The sequence below is a fragment of the Rhizobium sp. LC145 genome, from assembly GCF_001005825.1.
In the GTDB taxonomy this organism is placed as follows: Bacteria; Pseudomonadota; Alphaproteobacteria; order Rhizobiales; family Rhizobiaceae; genus Neorhizobium.
In genome coordinates, this window is record NZ_LBHV01000004.1 from 707695 (window position 1) to 725463 (window position 17769).

Consider the following 17769-nt stretch of genomic DNA (forward strand, 5'->3'; position numbering starts at 1 on the left):
CAGAAGTAGGAGAAGCTTACTACTTTCGGGGTAGGAAACCACAATTGAGAGCCCGCACCGATTGCATCGTCATCAGAATATCCTGCCGAAATGCTCGAAAACGATCGTGGCGATCCAGCCGGCGGCATAACCGGCGGGCCAGGCAAGTAGCACGGTGATCTCATAGAACGGGTTGTTCAGCCGATGGCGTCTGTTGAAATGGAAGATCACCGGCAGCGTCGGCAAGGCGTGCAGGGCGATCGCCCACAGGGCGCCGGAAAATCCGAATGCATAATAGGCGAGCGGAACACAGACGAAGACCGAAACCGCGCGGATGAAATTCAGAACGCTCTGGTTCCGAGGCTCGTCTATGGCCAGGTATACGGCCGACATGACGCCGAACCGTGTGACCAGTAGGCTGAAGGACAGTATTTCGATGATCGAGGCGGCGTTCAGGTAGCGATCGTCATAAAGCAGATCGATGATGACCTTGCCGGCGGCGTAGACGGCGCCGGCGCTGCCGATGAATACGAGATCGAACGGCAGCCGCACTTTTTGGTAGACGCTGCTCAAGTGTTCCGGCCGCTCGCGGGCAACCTTGCTGAGGGCCGGCATCGCCACGCTCGAGAACAAACGGCCGCCCGCCCCCTCCAGCATGGCGATCAGGTTGAACGCGAGAATGTAGAGACCGAGCATGGCCGGGCTCGTCCATCCCGCAAGCAGGATGCGGTCGCCGTTCGCGGCAATGACGGTCAGGATCGAGGACAGCATGATCCACCGGCCGAACCGGATGAGATCGTTGACGGCGGTCTTGTCCCAGCGCAGCCGGTTGCCGGCACCGGGAAGCCAGACATGGCTTAGGATCGTCGTCGCAGCGGAAGAGACCAGCGTGGAGAAGACGAAGGACCAGATCGAGCCGGTGTACCAGGCAAGCATAACCGCAACGGCGAGGCTTATGACCTGGGCCACGATCTCGATGACCGTGATCCTGCCGAGATCGAGGTGCCGATAGGCCGAAATCAGCTTCGTCGATTGCAGTCCCATAAGAACGGTCGAAAAACATGTCCCAATAATCACTGCCGGAAGTTCGGGAACGGTATAAACCGAGCCGGGAGGGAACCACCCTCGCCCGGCTCCCTGCCCGATGCAGACGGCAATGAGCACGCAAACGAGCCAGATGAAGCATCCATGGATAATCTGGAGCGTCCACGCCGTATCGAGATAGGATCGGCTATCCCCCATCCGGCTCTGGATCGCTGCGGGCCGCAAGCCGAGATCGGAAAGCATCGCCACGGAGACCTGCACCATGGTCGCAATGGCCATGATGCCGAACATTTCCGGGATCAAGAGCCGTGTCAGGATAAGGCTGCTGGCGATCCGCAGCACCTGCACGACGACATAGCCGACCATCGACCAGCCGGCGGCCCGCATGATGAGACCGCGGAACCCGCCCCCTTGCACCTGGGCCGGCATTTCGGCATTTGGAACCGCCGCCTCGCCTTCCGCAGCAGGAGGCTTCCGTTTCCAATCGGGAGAAGTCAGCGCTTCGGCCACTGCGGAACTCCTGCTTTCACGAGGTGCGTGTTCCAGCCCCGCCTCGAAATCGGAGACGTGGCGATCTGAAAGGCAACCTCGCCATCATGGGAGGACAGACGGCTTGGCAAGATATTCCTGCGGTGGTCGAAACCTTGTGTCGTCACGTCATGCGAGCTCGGCCGCCCTTGGGGAGACGGCAATTTGCGGGTGAGAAAGCGTTCCTTCGGCTTCACTCTGATGCCTTGCCCGGCTGCCAACGTCGGACGCGGCAATGACAGCGCGCATGCGCTCCGCAAGAACGCGGGCATAGGGATCGATCACCATGCTGTCGTGGTCGCCCGGCACTTCGTGAACCGAGAGATTTGCGACATGTTCGGCCCAGCCATTGTCCGCCAGGAGAATGTTCCGGCTTTCCTGCAGGCAACGCCCGCCGCTCAAGCGATAGAAGACCGCCGGCTTCGGCCGAAAGAGCGTTACCGTTCCGGCATAGGGCCGCACCTGATATTGCTGGGCGGCGCGCCTGAATGCCACCTCGATCTTCTCGTTGTTGAACTGCTCCGACGAGCCCGATTTGTGTTCGGCTTCCTGCCTGCTGCGGTTCTCGGCCTGGTGGCGGTTGCGGTCGCGCAGATATTTGCCGAAATAGTTGGCTTTGTGTCGCCGTATATCCTGCCATTTCATGGAAAGGCGGTCGCCGAAGGACAAAGGAGGCTGACGTGGTTGCGGGGTATCGAGCATTACGACCTGCGCCACCTCCTCTCCCGCCTCGACAAGCTGCCGGGCCATTTCGTAAGCGGTGATCCCGCCTCCCGAATATCCGGCGAGCAAATAAGGCCCGTGCGGCTGCACGGTCCGGATCTCGGCGATGTAGTCGGCGGCCATTTCCTCGAAACTGGCATGCGGCTCGTGATCTCCGTAGAGCCCGCGCGCCTGCAGCCCATAGACCGGCCGATCCGCTCCGATCGATATCGCCAGATGGCGGAGATTGAGCACGTTGCCGAACATGCCGGCGCAGATGAAGAGCGGCGTTGCCGCGGTATTCTTGCCGGGCTTCATGAGCACCAGGTGCATCGGCTTCGGCGCCTCTGCATCCGGCTTTGGCTGGGAACCTTCGCCTTCGAGAACATCCGGAAGCTCGGCCATGATCCGCTCCGCGCATTGCGCAATCGTCGGCGCATCGAACAGGGTCGATATCGGCAGATCGAGCCCGTATTGCTTCTTGATCATCCGGAAAAGTCGGACGGCTATCAGCGAATGCCCGCCCATGTCGAAGAACCCATCATGAAGGCCGCCCTTGCCGATGCCGAGGAGCTCCCGCCAATAACCGGCGAGCACCTCTTCCACCGGATTGCGCGGGGCGACGAACTCGTTTTCCAGCTCCGGCCGTTCGAATTCCTCACCCGCCGGGGCCGCGGTTTCTGGCGAGACGGAGACCCAATCTTTCAGCAGGTCGAGATCGATCGAGCTGACGATCGGCTGAGGCTCGGATGTGCCGAGAGCCCGCACCAGCGCCTCGAACCCTTCCAGGGGCAGGATGCCGTTGCGCAATTGCGCGCCGAGCTTCAGCATTGCCGGCGAAGGGGCCGTCCGCCTTGTCGTCTGACTTGCGGGCGTATTCGTGTCCCCGGCAGTTCCGAGCACGAGATCGTTTTCGAGACGCCGCATGACGAAGCCCGGGGCTTCGAAGAGCACCTGACCGCTCCGGTCCGTGATGGTCACATCAAAGGCGGCATAGCCTTCACCGAAATCGCTGCTGTCCGCGAGGCGGACCACACTGACGATTTCCGCCGGAAGCGGCTCGTAGAGGAACACCCGGCCATAGGTCGCCGGCGCCCAAAGCGAGGCGTCGGGATCGTAGTCTTCGGCCAGTTGCATGGCAAAGCCGGTGGCAATGTCGAGCAGGCCCGGATGCAGCAGGACACCCGACGCGAGATCGCGAGTGAACTCCGGATTGAGGCGCAATTCGGCCATGGCCTCGCCGGCTCTCACCGCCATGGAGCGCAGCACACCCCAGCGGGGGCCGAAACGGATATGCTTTTCCTGAACCGCCCGAAGAGCGCCGTTCCCCTCAGCCACCTGCTTCTTCTCATAGCAGGAAAGAAGCGTGGCGGTGTCGATCGGCTCCGGTTGTTCCCCCGCCAGAGGCTTCAGCATGGCTTCCGCATGTTTCGTGAAAGCCATGCTTTCACCATCCGGATCGCCGGCAAGCAGCGTCACCCGGTAGTATTCGCCTTCGGGTTCAAGGCGAAGGCGTAGCGCCTTGGCCTCACCATTCTTGAAGGCCATCGGCTTCAGGAAGACGAGGTCGCTCACCTCCAACCGGAAGGATAGCCCATATTCGCGAACCGCCTGCGCAATGAGTTCGAGATAGCCGGTGCCGGGCATCACAGCCTGGCCGGAGACCAGCCTATGCTCGTTCAGCATCCACTCGGTCTCGGGGCTGACGATTGCTTCCAGCCAGGGGATGCCCGCCTCGTCCTCCTTCCAGTGCTGGAAGAAGGGGCCGATGGCTTGTCCCTCGACAGACTTCAGCCAAGCCGCACTCTGCGGCGCCCCCAGCGCCCGAGCGGCGAGACCGACCTCGTTCCAGATGCCCCAGTGAAGCGCGACCGTCCTGCGATCGGATCGCTGAGAACAACTTTGCGCATAGGCATTCAGATAGGCGTTCGCCGCAACATAATCGACCTGGCCGGCACGCACGACATCCGTGCTGGTGGAGGAGAAGAGGACGAGGAAATCGAGCGCCACATCCTTCAAGGCTGCATCCAGCACGGCCGTGCCGAGCACCTTGGGCGTCATCACATGATCGATGCTTTCCCGCGTTTTCGTCTGGATCAGGCCATCATCGACCGCGCCCGCGGCGTGAAAGACGCCGTTGATCTCCCCGAACCGGGAAAGCGTTTCGGCCACGGCACGGTCCATCTGTTCGGAATTGCCGGCATCGCCGTTGAGGTAGAGCACCTCGGCTCCATTTTCCTCCAGCATGAGGATGGCGGAGATCGCGCGGCGAATGCCATCACGGCCGTGGGTGCGGCTGTAGAAATCCCACTCTTCGCGCGGCGGCAGGGCCGTGCGGCCGACAAGAGCTATCCTTGCCCGGAATCGGCGTGCGAGTTCGCCGCCAAGCGCCAGTGCGATATCGCTGAGCCCGCCGATCAAAAGATAGACCCCGTTTTGACGGAGCTTCACATCCTCGTCGGTAATCTCGTTGAGAGCGAGGCGCTGATGGACCTGCGTCCAGCGCCGCCCGTTGCGGAAGGCGATGACTTCGGAGATCGGGGCCGCATTCAGGTCTTCCCAAAGCTGCTCGTGAAGCGGCGCGCTACCCGGAGCGTCTTCCGTGCCGCGCCGCTTGATCCCCCGCAGGGAAAACCCTTTCTTCCGCTCGCTGCTTCGGTGCGGCAGATCGATATCGATCAGCTTCACGGTCGCGCCGGCCATCTCCTTGGGTAATACGAGGCCAGGCCCCAGCACCGTCGCCTTCTCCGGATAGGGCAGCGCTTCTCCCGCGACCTGCTGCATCCCGTTGGAGACGATCGTGACGTGGATGTCGGCGGCGCTGCCCGCATCGCCGAGCGCCTGCGCGAGATGCAACATGCTGTCGAAACCGCATTCCTGGTTTCGGTGGAAGAAGTTCGAACCAGGCCTGAAGATCTCGTCCTGCGTCAGAAGCCACATATGCACGATGCGTGTCGGCAGGCCGCCATCGGCGAGAAGCCCCGCGATCAACGCATCGTATCCGGCACGCCCGAATTCGGGGCAGAGCACGTATTCCTCCGCGCTGCGGCGGATGAAAGCGTCACCCAACGATACCGTCACAACGCGATGGCCGCAGGCTTTGAGGCGCGCCGCCAATTGCTGTCCGATGCCGGCCTCATCGAGGAAGAAGAGCCAGGATTGCGGCTCCCTCTCCGCACCCGCCTCGTAGCCCGCAAGCGTCTGTTTCCAGGCGGGACAATATCCCCAGCGCGCGATGTCAGGCTCCTTGGCCAAGGTCCGCTCGCGATCGTTGCGCCTGTCGCCGATTGTGAACGGCTCGATGAAATAGCGGCGATGCTGGAAGGGATAGGTCGGCAGCCTCACCTTTTTCGGCGAGCGCGCCCGCCAGAGCCGATCGATATCGACCTCGAGACCCAGCGAATGGGCGCGCCCTACCGCCGAGAGGAAGTAGAGCCGGTCGTCGCCCGCCTCATCCGGATGCGGCAGGCTGTTGATGACCTGGTTGCCGGGGATTGCCCCTTGCGCCTTTGCAAGCGACGACAATACCCGCCCCGGGCCCACCTCGATATAGATGCGCCCGGGATCAGCGAAAAGCGTCGCCATTCCGTCCGAGAAATGCACGGTGGAACGAAGGTGACCGACCCAGTACATCGGATCGGTCGCCTCTTCGGCACTGAGCGACAAGCCCGTACGATTCGATAGGATCGGTATTGCCGGAGCGCGAAGAGGAATGCTGCGGAGAAAAGCCTCGAATGCCTTGAGGATCGGATCGACCAGCCGCGAATGGGCGGCAATGTCGATAGGAACACGGGTCGCGTCGATACCCTTTTCGGAAAGAAGCTTTCGGAAAGCCTCGAGATCCTCGTTGAGGCCCGAGACGACACAGAGCGAGGGCGCGTTGACGGATGCGATATCGAGAGACCGAGGCAGAAGCTCCAGAAGCGCCTTATGATCCAATGGCACGCTGAGCATCCCGCCGGGGCGAACCGTTTCGAACAGCTTGCCGCGCAGATGCACGAGGTTCACCGCATCCTTGAACGACATCACGCCCGCGAGGCAGGCAGCGGCATTCTCGCCCATGGAATGGCCGATAAGAGCCTTCGGCTTCACGCCCCAGACGATCCAGAGCCGCGCCAGCGCAATCTCGGTGATGAGAATGGCGGGAAGCTGAAGAGAGGGACGCAGAAACGCCTTCTGGGCGGCCGCCCCACCCTCACCCAGCCAGGTCGAGCGGATTTCCCGAGCGGCATCGGGCGGCAAATAGGAAAGGCCTTCCTCGATACTCGCGCGGAAACCGTCGTCTTCCGCATGAAGCCGCTTGGCCATTCCCACATATTGAACACCGCCTCCCGGAAAGAGGAAGACCGCACCGGAATTCTCTGGGACGGCTGTATGGACATATCCCCGGCTCGCCGCATTCGAAAGGGCCTCGGCGGCATCCTCGCGCCCGCGGACGGCAAGCACCATGCGATGTTCGAAATGCTTGCGGCCGTGCTGCAGCGTATAGCCGATGTCGGCAAGCGAGAGCCCCGGTTGATCGGCAATCGTCGAAGCGAGCTGACCGGAGGCCTGGTCCAGTGCCTTGCGCTGCCGCGCCGAAAGGAAGAGCAACATAGGATCGTCATCCGTTCCGGCGGCCGCCCCGTCTACGGCAATATCCGGCAGATAGCGGGAAGGCGCCTGTTCGATGATGGCATGCGCATTGGTCCCGCCGACCCCGAGCGAGTTCACCGCCGCCCGACGAGGACCGGCGACATGCGGCCATTTCGTCAGCTTTCCGGCAACTCGAAAGGGGCTCTTCTCGAAATCGATCGCCGGATTCGGGCGTTCGAAGCCGAGCGTCGGCGGTATCTCCCCATGGCCGATGGCAAGCGCAGCCTTGATGAGGCCGACGACGCCGGCGGCGGTATCCAGATGGCCGATATTGGACTTGACCGATCCCACATGGCAGAATCCGCTCCGGTCCGTGCTCTGCCGGAAAGCTGCGGTCAGAGCCTCGATCTCGATCGGATCGCCCAGGAACGTGCCGGTCCCGTGGCACTCCACATATTGGATCGTGTCGGCGGCGACGCCGGCGAGCCCTTGAGCCTCGATGATCGCTTCTGCCTGACCGCTGACGCTCGGCGCCAGATAGCCGGCCTTGCTGTTGCCGTCGTTGTTGACTGCAGTACCCTTGATGACCGCATGAATGACATCGCCGTCGCGCAGGGCGTCCGAGAGCCGCCGCAAGGCGACCACGCCGACACCGCTGCCGAAGACCGTTCCGGCTGCCCGATGATCGAAAGTCCGACAATGCCCATCCGGCGAGAGTATCTCTCCTTCTTGGAACATGTAGCCGCGCCGGTGCGGGAACTCGATGGTGACCCCACCCGCAAGCGCCATGTCGCACTCGCCCGAAAGCAGGCTTTGGCAGGCATAGTGCACCGCCACCAGCGAGGTGGAGCAGGCTGTCTGGACGTTCACGCTCGGCCCGCGCAGGTCGAACGTGAAGGAGGCCCGTGTCGCCAGGAAATCCTTGTCGTTGCCGGTATGGCGCAGCAGGAACATGCCGACCTGATCGACAAGGTTCCGGTTGCTGCAGACATTGAAATAGAAATAGCTTCCCATGCCGCAACCGGCAAAAACGCCGACCGGCCCGGAATGGGTGTGAGGCAGCCGGCCGGCGTCTTCCATGGCCTCCCAGGCGCATTCCAGGAAATGCCTGTGCTGGGGGTCCATGATCGCAGCTTCTTTCGGGTTGAGCCCGAAGAATTCCGCATCGAACATTTCCATATCGGGGAGTTCCGCGCTGCGAGGCACGTAATTCGGATGGTGGATGCGCTCGGGGTCCTCGCCTTCGGCCAGCAGCTCTTCCGGCGAAAACGTGCGGATGGATTCCACACCGTCGCGAAGGTTTTTCCAGAATTCCTCGAGGTTTCGGGCACCCGGCACCCGCAATGCCATGCCTACAATGGCGATATCGCTCGCGCAGACCTGGTTCGACCCTTCAAGCATCAATTCCGCCCCAGTCTGAAGTGAAACTTCGACCAGGACATCATGCTGGATGAGCCATGGGCATCGTTCCGCTTCCCCCACTGATCCTGCCGCCAGAATTCGCGGCACCTTCAATGTGCTGTCAGCGCCGAGGCAATCGCAATTACTCCTTTCGGAGCCGTCATCATCCGTTCGGCGGGGGCATTGGCCCTGCCCGCGCTTCAGGCTTAGGCGCAATCATCCCCATGGGTGATCCAGCGCATGTTGATCTTCACAGTGCCCCCAGTTTCTATCGAAGTGCCTGGAAATAACGAGGAATGGGGACGACTTTCATGGGCGAGCTGAAGTGTGTTCTGATCGGGGGCGGGCTGCTGCTCGTCCAATGCGCGGAAATTCTGAAGGCACGCGGGCACGGTATTCAGGCCGTCGTCACCTCGAATGGTCCGGTGAAGAACTGGGCCTCGGCTCTGGGCGTTCCGGTCGTCGCACAGGACGGCGATTATGCCGCGGAGCTGACCCGGCATGACTATGATTGGCTCTTCAGCATCGCCAATCTCAGGATCGTTCCCCAGGCAGCCTGGCGGCATGCCCGCCTCGGCGCGGTCAATTTCCACGACGGCCTACTGCCCGCAATCGCTGGCCTCAACACGCCGGCATGGGCGATTCTCGAAGGCCGGGATCGGCATGGGGTGACATGGCACGCGATCAACGACGGGATCGACGAGGGCGACATCTATGCCCAGCAGGATTTCGAAATCAGCCCGGACGAGACCGCGCTCACGCTCAACACGAAATGCTTCGAGGCCGGCATGGCGACTTTCTCCGCTCTGCTGGATGATATCGAACGCGGCGCGCTGCGGCCGCGGCGGCAGGACTTTTCCGCGAGAACCTATTACGAGCGCCTGAAGCGCCCGGAGGCTGCCGGCACGCTCGATTTCACCCGTCCTGCGGCCGAGCTTTCCCGTCTCGTGCGCGGCCTGGACTTTGGCGCCACCTATCTCAACCCGCTCGCTACGGCCAAGGTGCGGTTCGGCGCGAATGTCTTCACCGTCACCAGCTTGCGCATTCTCGATGGAGAACTGAGGAGCGATCCCGGCCTTGTCCTGTCGGTCGGCGCCGATGGTTTGACAGTCGGAACCGCCGACAAGCCGGTCCTTCTCGAAGCCGTGCTGAAGAACAATGGGGCGGAGGTCCTGCTCTCCTCCGTCCTGCACGCAGGCGACCGCTTGCCGATCCTCAACGAGGTGAAGCGGATTTCCCTGTCCGAGGCCCTCGCGACCATTACGCCGAATGAGGCATTCTTTCGCCGCAAGCTGGAGAATGCAGCCGACATTTCCCTTCTCTACGTCAAGGGCCGGGAGGCAAGTGCTGCTCCGGATATCGCGGCGATTCCGCTTTCCCTTGCCGAAGGCTTTACGCGGCAGGAGCGGATTGTGCTCGTCACCGCCTTTCTCATGCGCCTTTCGGGAGAGGCTGCATTCGATATCGCCTATGCAAGCGATGGTCTTGCGGATTTCTGTGCCCGCCATCCCGGCTATTTCGCCGAATCCCTGCCGCTTCACGTAGATCCCGCGAAACATGCTTCGGTCGATGACCTGATCGCGGCGATCAGTCAATCTTTGAAAGACCTGGACGAGCGGCAAACCTATCCGCTCGATCTCATTGAACGCTATCCGGGCCTCCATGCGCCGCAACTGACGGTCGGCATCGTGGACACGAAAAATCCGGCAAACGCGGATGCCCTGCCGGGCTGTGCCCTCACATTCCGGCTCGGCGAAACGAAAGCCGACTTGCTCTACGACCGCACGCGTATCGATGAAGCACAAGCGAGGGATTTGGCGGCAAGATTCACCGTGCTTGCGGCAGCCTTCGAAAAGCGATCCACTCCGCTTCATGAGCTGCCGTTGATGTCGGACACCGAGCGCGGCAAAGTCCTCTACGACTGGAACCGCACGGAACGGGAATATGACAGGCTCTCCTGCGTCCACGAACTCATCGAACGGCAGGTAGACCTGACCCCCGATGCCGAAGCGCTCGCCTTCCATGGCCACTCCCTCACCTATCGCCAGATGGACGAGCGCGCCAACCGCATCGCCCAGGCGCTTCGCGCGGAGGGCGTGGGGCCGGATACGACGGTCGGGCTCTACCTTCCGCGATCGCTCGATCTGGTCGTCGGCGCGCTCGCCATCATGAAGGCGGGCGGCGCCTATATCCCGCTCGATCCGCATTTTCCGGCAGACCGCCTCGCCTTCATGATCAAGGACAGCAAGGCAAGGCTGGTGCTGACGGAACGGCGTATGGCAAGCGCTGCGACACTGGCGGGCACCAACTTCCTGTGCATCGAGGATATCCTGAAAGGCGCACCGTCGGCGGACCGCCCATCGAGCGGCGTCGCACCCGATAATCTCGCCTATGTCATATACACGTCGGGTTCCACAGGACTGCCGAAAGGCGTCATGATCGAGCACCGCAATGTCGTGAACTTCTTCTCCGGCATGGACGAACGCGTCCCGCTCGATACCGATCGGCGCAATGTCTGGCTGGCGGTAACCAGCCTCTCCTTCGACATTTCCGTGCTCGAACTTTTCTGGACGCTGGCGCGCGGCTTCAAGGTCGTCATCCACTCCTCGGAAGTGCTCGAAGCCAAGGCGAAGGGCACATCTTCCGCGGGCGGAGGCACAAACCTTGATTTCGGCCTCTTCTATTGGGGTAACGATGGCGGCGCAGGCGCGGAAAAATACCGCCTGCTGATCGAGGGCGCGAAATTTGCGGATGCGAACGACTTCGACGCCATCTGGACGCCCGAACGTCATTTCCACGCTTTCGGCGGCCCCTATCCCAATCCGGCGGTCACCGGGGCCGCGATCGCCGCGGTTACGAAAAATCTTTCGATCCGCGCCGGCAGCTGCGTCCTGCCGCTTCACCACCCTGCGCGCGTGGCCGAGGAATGGGCCGTCATCGACAACCTGAGCAACGGGCGAGTGGCGCTCGCCTTCGCCTCGGGCTGGATGCCGGAGGATTTCGTGCTGCGCCCGGAAAACGCACCACCGAAGAACAAGGCAGGCCTCATCCGCGACATCGAAACGGTCCGCAAACTATGGCGCGGCGAACACGTCGACTTCGATTTCGGCGCCGGCACTGTCAGCGTCCTCACCCAGCCCCGTCCGGTTCAGAAGGAACTGCCCGTCTGGCTGACCACCGCTGGCAATCCCGAGAGCTATCGTGAAGCGGCAAGAGTGGGCGCCAATGTGCTGACCCACCTGCTGGGGCAGTCGGTCGAGGAGCTTGCCGAAAAGATCGCGATCTACAGGCAGACCTTGGCCGAAACCGGCCGCAACCCCGCCGACCACAAAGTCACGCTGATGCTGCACACCCTTCTCGGCGCGGACCGAGAGGAGGTTCGCGATCTCGCACGTGAGCCGATGAAGGAATACCTGCGCAGCGCGGCTGCGCTCATCAAGCAATATGCCTGGGCTTTCCCGGCCTTCAAGAAGCCGCAAGGCATCTCCCAGCCGATGGATATCGATCTCCAGTCGCTCTCACCGGAAGAGATGGACGCAATCCTGGAATTCGCCTTCCTGCGCTATTTCGAGGATAGCGGCCTGTTCGGCACCATCGAGGATGCCATGGCGCGGCTCGATCAGGTCAAGGCCGCCGGCGTCGACGAAATCGCCTGCCTGATCGATTTCGGATTGCCCGACCGCATCGTGCTGGAACGGCTCGAACTGTTGGCCGACGTGGTTCGGTTGAACCGCGGCCCGGCAGGTGACGAACCGGCGGAAAGCTTCGCGGACGAAATCCGCAAGCATGCCGTCACCCATCTGCAATGCACGCCCTCCATGGCACGAATGTTCATGATGGTGGACGAGGATCGCGCGGCACTTGCCCATATCCGGCACCTGTTCCTGGGTGGCGAGGCGCTGCAGGGGTCCCAGCTTGCCGCGTTGAGAACGGTGACGGACGCAACGATCGAGAACATGTATGGCCCGACGGAGACGACCATCTGGTCCTCGACATTCGCCGCCACGTCCTCGACCGGGATCGTTCCGATCGGCCGGCCGATCGCCAATACCCAGCTCTACGTGCTCGACGGCGCCTTGAACCCCGTACCGCCCGGAGAAATCGGAGAGCTCTATATCGGCGGCGAAGGCGTGGCGCGCGGCTACTTCAATCGCGAACAGCTCACGAGCGAGCGCTTCCTGCCCAACCCGTTTGCCGGAGGCCGGATCTATCGTACCGGCGATCTCGCCCGCTTCGAGCAGAACGGCATCCTGCATTTCCTCGGCCGGACGGACCATCAGGTCAAGATACGCGGCTACCGTATCGAGCTTGGGGAGATCGAGGCCCGGATCGGCTCCTTCGCCGGCATCCGCGAGGTGGTGGTGGTCGCCCGCAAGGATGCGCCGGGAGATCCACGCTTGGTTGCCTATATCCGGACGGACGGCACGCCCGTCAGCGAGCAGGCTCTGCGCGCGCATATCGCCGAGGCTCTGCCGGATGCCATGGTGCCCTCGTATTTCGTGACGATGGAAGCTTTCCCGCTGACACCGAATGCCAAGGTGGATCGCAATCGGCTGCCCGCGCCGGCCGAAAAGACGCAGCCGGCGGCAATCACCCTCACCGAGCCCGCCAACAGCCTCCAGCAGGAGATCGGCGACGTGTTCAGCCGAGCGCTCGGACTGGACCGGGTCGGCATTTTCGACAACTTCTTCTCGCTCGGTGGTCACTCGCTCCTGGCGGTCCAGATTCACCGCGAGATAAAGACGAAGCTCGCGCCGGACCTGACGATAACCGATATCTTCCGTTTCCCGACGGTCGCTCTGCTTGCCGATCATATCTCCGGCAAGGGCAAGGCGGATGCTCAATTGGAAAGGGCTGCGGAGCGGGCTGCAATGCGGCGGAGCGCGCTGGAGCGGCGGCCGGTGCTGGTCCGCGCGGAAACCAAGGTCTAGCCGGCCATGCTGCTTGCGAACCTGTTCGATCCCTGGGTGGCGGTGAGCGAGGCGGCTCTCCCCCGAAGCATCGGCATGCTCTATCCGGAAGAGCGGGCGGCGATCGCCGGTGCGGTCTATCGCCGGCGCCTGGAATTTTCCGCCGGGCGTGCTTGCGCCAGGCAGGCCATGGATGCGCTCGGCCTGCCGGCTGCGGCAATCCCGGTCAGCACCGACAGGACGCCGATCTGGCCGGAGGGCGTCATCGGAAGCATCAGCCATTCGACCAAAAAATGCGCTGCCGCCGTTGCTCTCCATTCGGACGGAATAACGGCGATCGGGCTCGATATCGAAGAGGCCTCACCCCTGGAAGAGGAATTCTCGGAGGAGATATGCACGACCGGCGAGCGCGACTGGCTCGCCTCTCGACCTGTCGGAGAGCGGGGTCTGCTGCTGAAGGCGATCTTCTGCGCCAAGGAAAGTGCCTATAAATGTCAGTACACGCTTACGAGAACGATCTTCGACTTCGACGTGTTGCGGATCGAAATGAACCTGCCGGAGGGCCAATTCTCGGCATATTTCGAGGCGGATGTTCTACCGTTCAAACGCGGTGACCGGCTGAATGGCAGGATAAGGTTCTTCGGGGATCACATCGCTGCCGGCGCGATGCTCCGCTGACCAGACTTCGGCACTGCTATCCGATCCGCTGTCTGCGGCCGAAGAGTTCGTGCGAGAAAAGCCGGGCCAGGGGGAGAACCGCATAGACATATCGCCGCCAGAGTCTCTTCGGGTCGGATGCGAGCCTGTGCAGCCACTCTAGCCCGGAATGGCGCATCCAGATCGGAGCCCGCTTCTTGGCGCCGACGAGGAATTCCAGCGATGCGCCGATGCAGAGGCCAATTCCTTTTGCATCGGGCCGGAGCGATAGTTCATAAGCGATCTTTTCCGATTGAGGAGACCCGATCGCGATGAAGACAAACCGGGCTTCGGCGGCGGCTGCGAATTCCACACAGGCCCGCAAGGCCTCGGTATTATGTAACACCCCCTGAGGCGGCAGGTGCGCGCGAAATCTCACTTTCGGATAAGCGACTCGGAGGTCGCGGACGATGCCGTCACTGGCCGCGATGAGGGTAACCGGATCGCCGTCGCGTAGGATCGTTCTGAAAATGCGGGCAGTGAGATCGGAACCGGTGACCACAGGTAACCGGAAGCGAAGTAGCCAGGCCAAGCCCGAAATCGGGCGGCTGTCGCAAAGCGATAGCCAGGCTCGGCTGTAATAATGCCGGATTTCGTTATTGCCCTGCAGGCGAACGACATGATCGACATTCGGCGTGACGACGTAGCGGAACGGCATCTGCGGCTCCGCCTGACGCAGGAGCGCAAGAACAGCATCGGCCGTGAGGCAATCGAACGGCGCGTCCATGAAATGCCGCCGGCCCTCACGGTCGAGAGAATCCAGGTTCGGTGACGGAACATCGATGACAGCCATGTACCCTGCCTCCGCTTCTGCACAACGCTTCCGCACGGCAGCCGTCGGGGACGAGCACCGTTTCACTAAAACATTGCTTTGATTGGCTTTATTCTAGTGAGATCACGTATGGCGCCTCAATTCTCCGGCGCATATCAAAAGGGTGTAGCAGGACGCTGCCTCTCCTCGACCGGTTCAAAAAGGATGAGCCGCCGATCACTCGAACGGCGTAGCGCAGCTAGCTAAGAAAGCTGCATCCTTCGACTATGATGACCGCATGGGAAATCTCAGCCCGAAAGCGATCCGGGATGCTGCATTACATTCTAAGTTCCACGGCTATGCTGCTGTCGGTCACATTGTTCATTCCGACCGCCATTTTTGCCGCGGAGTGTATCGCGGGGAGTTTTAGTAAGCGTAATCAAACAAACTCCACAGTTCATCACCGGCCGGCAGCCGCGATCCTCGTGCCCGCTCACAACGAAGAACTGAATATCACTGATACCGTGCTCGATATTCAGAGCCGGATGCGGGAAGGCGATCGGCTCATTGTGATTGCGGACAACTGCACGGATTACACCGCCGCTCTTGCCCGCAGCGCCGGCGCCGAGGTCGTCGAGCGCGACGATATGATGCGCCGCGGCAAGGGATATGCTCTGGATGCCGGCATGAATTATCTTGCGGCAACGCCAGCGGAAGTCGTGGTCATCGTCGATGCCGACTGCCGGCTGCAGCCCGATGCTCTCGACCACCTCGTTTCCATGGCTCACGCAACCGGCAAGCCGATCCAATCGCGTTATCTGCTGACCGCCCCTCCCGGCGCTAGGCCTGGTCTTGCGGTGTCGGAATTCGCCGTCCTCCTCAAGAACCGGATCAGGCTTCACGGATTGTCGATGCTCGGACTTCCAGCGCAACTGACCGGCTCTGGTATGGCATTTCCCTGGCAGGTCCTGCGGAAGGCGGAGCTGGCCAGCGGGAACCTGGTGGAGGACATGAAGCTCGGGCTGGACCTCGCACGCGCCGGCCACGAACCTCGCTACTGCGATGCGGCGGTGGTCACCAGCGAATTCCCCTGCACGAAGAAGGGGCTGGAAACGCAGGCTTCCCGCTGGGAAGCAGGCCGTTTCGCGCTCGTGAAGCCCCTGCTTTCGGCCCTCCTCGACCCCGATACCTTCCGCAGGCCGAACTATTTTTTCCTGGTTCTGGATGCCCTCGTCCCGCCCGTGACGCTGCTGGCCGCCCTTCTTCTACTGTCGCTGGCCCCGGCAGTCCTGCTTGCGGCAATTGGCGGCGCGACTTTGCCTCTCCTGATCTCGGCCGTCAGCCTCATGATGTTCAGCGCCGCCTTGATGATCGCGTGGTGGATTTGGGGAAGGGATGTGCTCCCCTTGAATGCGCTCGGCAAGCTACCGGGTTTTGCGCTGACGAAGCTGAAGCTCTATCCACGCCAGGTCATCGCAGCCCGAAATGCGACCTGGGTCAGGACCGACCGCGAGAGGTCTCCCGGCGCTTGAGGCACAGTCACGAACAGGACGTCGGGCACGATGCCGCTGCCGAAATCGCGCCGGTTCTCGGTCCGCTCTTGATGGCGGTGAGCTCGGCACCGATATGGGCTCCCACCCGCAGGGCGTTGGCAGCGATCGTCAGGCTGGGATTGACGCCGCCGCTCGTGGGGAAGAAAGAAGCATCCACGACGTAGAGGTTCTGCAGATCATGGGCGCGGTTGTTGGCATCCAGAACCGCGGTTGCGGGATCGGAGCCGAAGCGGCATGTACCGCAGGGATGGCCGTAGTTCAGGTTGATGTCGCTGTTCAGTACCACCAGCTTGTGCCGCTCGAAAGCCCGCCGGTAAAGGCGCCGGAATGCCCGGATCCGTTCGCGCAGCTCTTCATGAACCGTATATTCGAAGTAGATCGCGCCGGGCTCCTGAACATTGGGGCGCACACGGTTTTCCGGATAGGGCAGATCCTCCATGATAGAAGCGAATATCGTCGCCTTGCCGAAGATCAGGGCGCCGATCATTGCCGGCGCGCGCATGAAGGGCATGAGCGGCTTGAACCAGTGCCAGCCGCGGCGGTCGATCACGGATTTCAGGAAATGCAGGACATTGCTGGTCGTCGCGGTCAGCCCGGTCGATTGAATGACGCCGAATCTGGAACCCTCATGCTCATAAAAATCGCGCAGGCCAATCGACTTTCCGGGCTCCGACACGCGCGTCCGCCCCCTGGGCCAAACGGCAAAGAAATCGGAAATATGGAACATCAGATTGCGCCCCACGAGATCGGAGGAATTGGCGAGCCCTTTCGGCCAGAACCCGTTTGCGGAATTGAGAAGCAGCAACGGCGTAGACAGGGCTCCGGCAGCCAGGACATATAGCTTCGCCGCCACCGAAAACGTCTCTCCGTCCCTCCGGCATGAGAGTGCCCTGACTGCCTTGTCGTCGGCCTCGACGCGCTCCACGACGCATCGATCGAGGATCATCGCGTTTCCGGTTGCCAGCGCAGGCTCGATGAAGGCGCTGCGGGCATCCTGCTTGCAGGCCTTGTGGCAGACGATGCCGCCGCACTGGTCGCATCCATCCACATAGCGGCAGGCCGTATGGACCCGGTACGGATGCATGCCGTTCGACCGGGTGGAGTGGAAGAAATGCTGGTCGCAAGCGGTCATCGCGGGTGGATCGATCAGTTCAGCGAGCGGCTCGAGCGGATCCTGGCTGCCTCTCACCTGCAGTAGTCTCTCCGCCATGCGGTAATAGGGATCGAGGCTCTCGTAGCCGATCGGCCAAGCCGGCTCGCCTTGACTGTCGATGATGTCGAAGTCGCTTGGCGAGAAGCGTTCGAGCGCCGCCGCATAGAGAAGAGTCGATCCGCCGGCGCCGCATCCGAGTGCGGGAAAGAAGCGTACCGGACGGGCATCCACCATGCCGGAGATCTGCTGCGGCCAGCGCCCGTTTTTCAGGCGAGCCTCCTGATCGAACGTGTCGGGATCGTCCTCGAGATCCTGCGAAAAACTGGAGAGACCCTTTTCTATGAAAAGCACCCGATGCCCGGCCTTTGCCAACGAGTAACCGAGCGCCGCACCGCCCATGCCGGCGCCGACTATGGCGACGTCCCACTCGAACTCCATATACGCCTCCCTTGCAGGATAGAGGCTTCAGAGCCTTGG

At 62.0% G+C, this 17769-nt stretch carries 7 protein-coding genes; 3 read left to right on the forward strand and 4 right to left on the reverse strand.

Translation table 11 applies throughout. From position 1 onward, the window contains the following. Positions 1-72 precede the first annotated feature (72 nt). Both YH62_RS14965 and YH62_RS14970 read right to left on the reverse strand, forming a co-directional pair. Entirely contained in the window at positions 73-1533 is a 1461-nt protein-coding gene (locus YH62_RS14965) for an oligosaccharide flippase family protein (RefSeq protein WP_046794990.1), read from the reverse strand. 147 nt (positions 1534-1680) lie between these two features. Beyond that, complete coding sequence (locus YH62_RS14970) at positions 1681-8229, reverse strand: type I polyketide synthase (protein WP_046794991.1); 6549 nt, start codon at positions 8227-8229, stop codon at positions 1681-1683. A 296-nt stretch (positions 8230-8525) separates the two neighbouring features. Here YH62_RS14970 and YH62_RS14975 point away from each other — a divergent pair, with 296 nt between their 5' ends. Then, the gene (locus YH62_RS14975; protein WP_245282094.1) at positions 8526-13160 is read left to right on the forward strand and encodes a MupA/Atu3671 family FMN-dependent luciferase-like monooxygenase; all 4635 of its coding nucleotides are present in this window, start codon (positions 8526-8528) and stop codon (positions 13158-13160) included. A 6-nt stretch (positions 13161-13166) separates the two neighbouring features. Continuing rightward, complete coding sequence (locus YH62_RS14980; RefSeq protein WP_052760414.1) at positions 13167-13817, forward strand: 4'-phosphopantetheinyl transferase superfamily protein; 651 nt, start codon at positions 13167-13169, stop codon at positions 13815-13817. A 16-nt stretch (positions 13818-13833) separates the two neighbouring features. Here YH62_RS14980 and YH62_RS14985 read toward each other — a convergent pair whose 3' ends face one another. Further along, a complete protein-coding gene (locus tag YH62_RS14985; RefSeq protein ID WP_046794992.1) occupies positions 13834-14628 on the reverse strand; it encodes a WecB/TagA/CpsF family glycosyltransferase in 795 nt (264 codons plus the stop codon). 317 nt (positions 14629-14945) lie between these two features. Here YH62_RS14985 and YH62_RS14990 point away from each other — a divergent pair, with 317 nt between their 5' ends. Further along, on the forward strand, positions 14946-16118 hold the full coding sequence (locus YH62_RS14990) for a glycosyltransferase family 2 protein (RefSeq protein ID WP_348625762.1): 1173 nt from the start codon (positions 14946-14948) through the stop codon (positions 16116-16118). Positions 16119-16125: 7 nt separating this feature from the next. Here the strand turns inward: YH62_RS14990 and YH62_RS14995 are convergent, their stop codons facing one another. Beyond that, entirely contained in the window at positions 16126-17730 is a 1605-nt protein-coding gene (locus tag YH62_RS14995; protein WP_046794994.1) for a GMC family oxidoreductase, read from the reverse strand. Between the last annotated feature and the right edge of the window lie 39 nt (positions 17731-17769).

Excerpts from the sequence above, each read along its gene's own strand:
- YH62_RS14985 (WP_046794992.1), bottom strand. The coding sequence starts at position 14,628 with ATGGCTGTCATCGATGTTCCGTCACCGAACCTGGATTCTCTCGACCGT.
- YH62_RS14975 (WP_245282094.1), top strand. The coding sequence starts at position 8,526 with ATGGGGACGACTTTCATGGGCGAGCTGAAGTGTGTTCTGATCGGGGGC.
- YH62_RS14980 (WP_052760414.1), top strand. The coding sequence starts at position 13,167 with ATGCTGCTTGCGAACCTGTTCGATCCCTGGGTGGCGGTGAGCGAGGCG.
- YH62_RS14995 (WP_046794994.1), bottom strand. The coding sequence starts at position 17,730 with ATGGAGTTCGAGTGGGACGTCGCCATAGTCGGCGCCGGCATGGGCGGT.
- YH62_RS14970 (WP_046794991.1), bottom strand. The coding sequence starts at position 8,229 with ATGCTTGAAGGGTCGAACCAGGTCTGCGCGAGCGATATCGCCATTGTA.
- YH62_RS14990 (WP_348625762.1), top strand. The coding sequence starts at position 14,946 with ATGCTGCTGTCGGTCACATTGTTCATTCCGACCGCCATTTTTGCCGCG.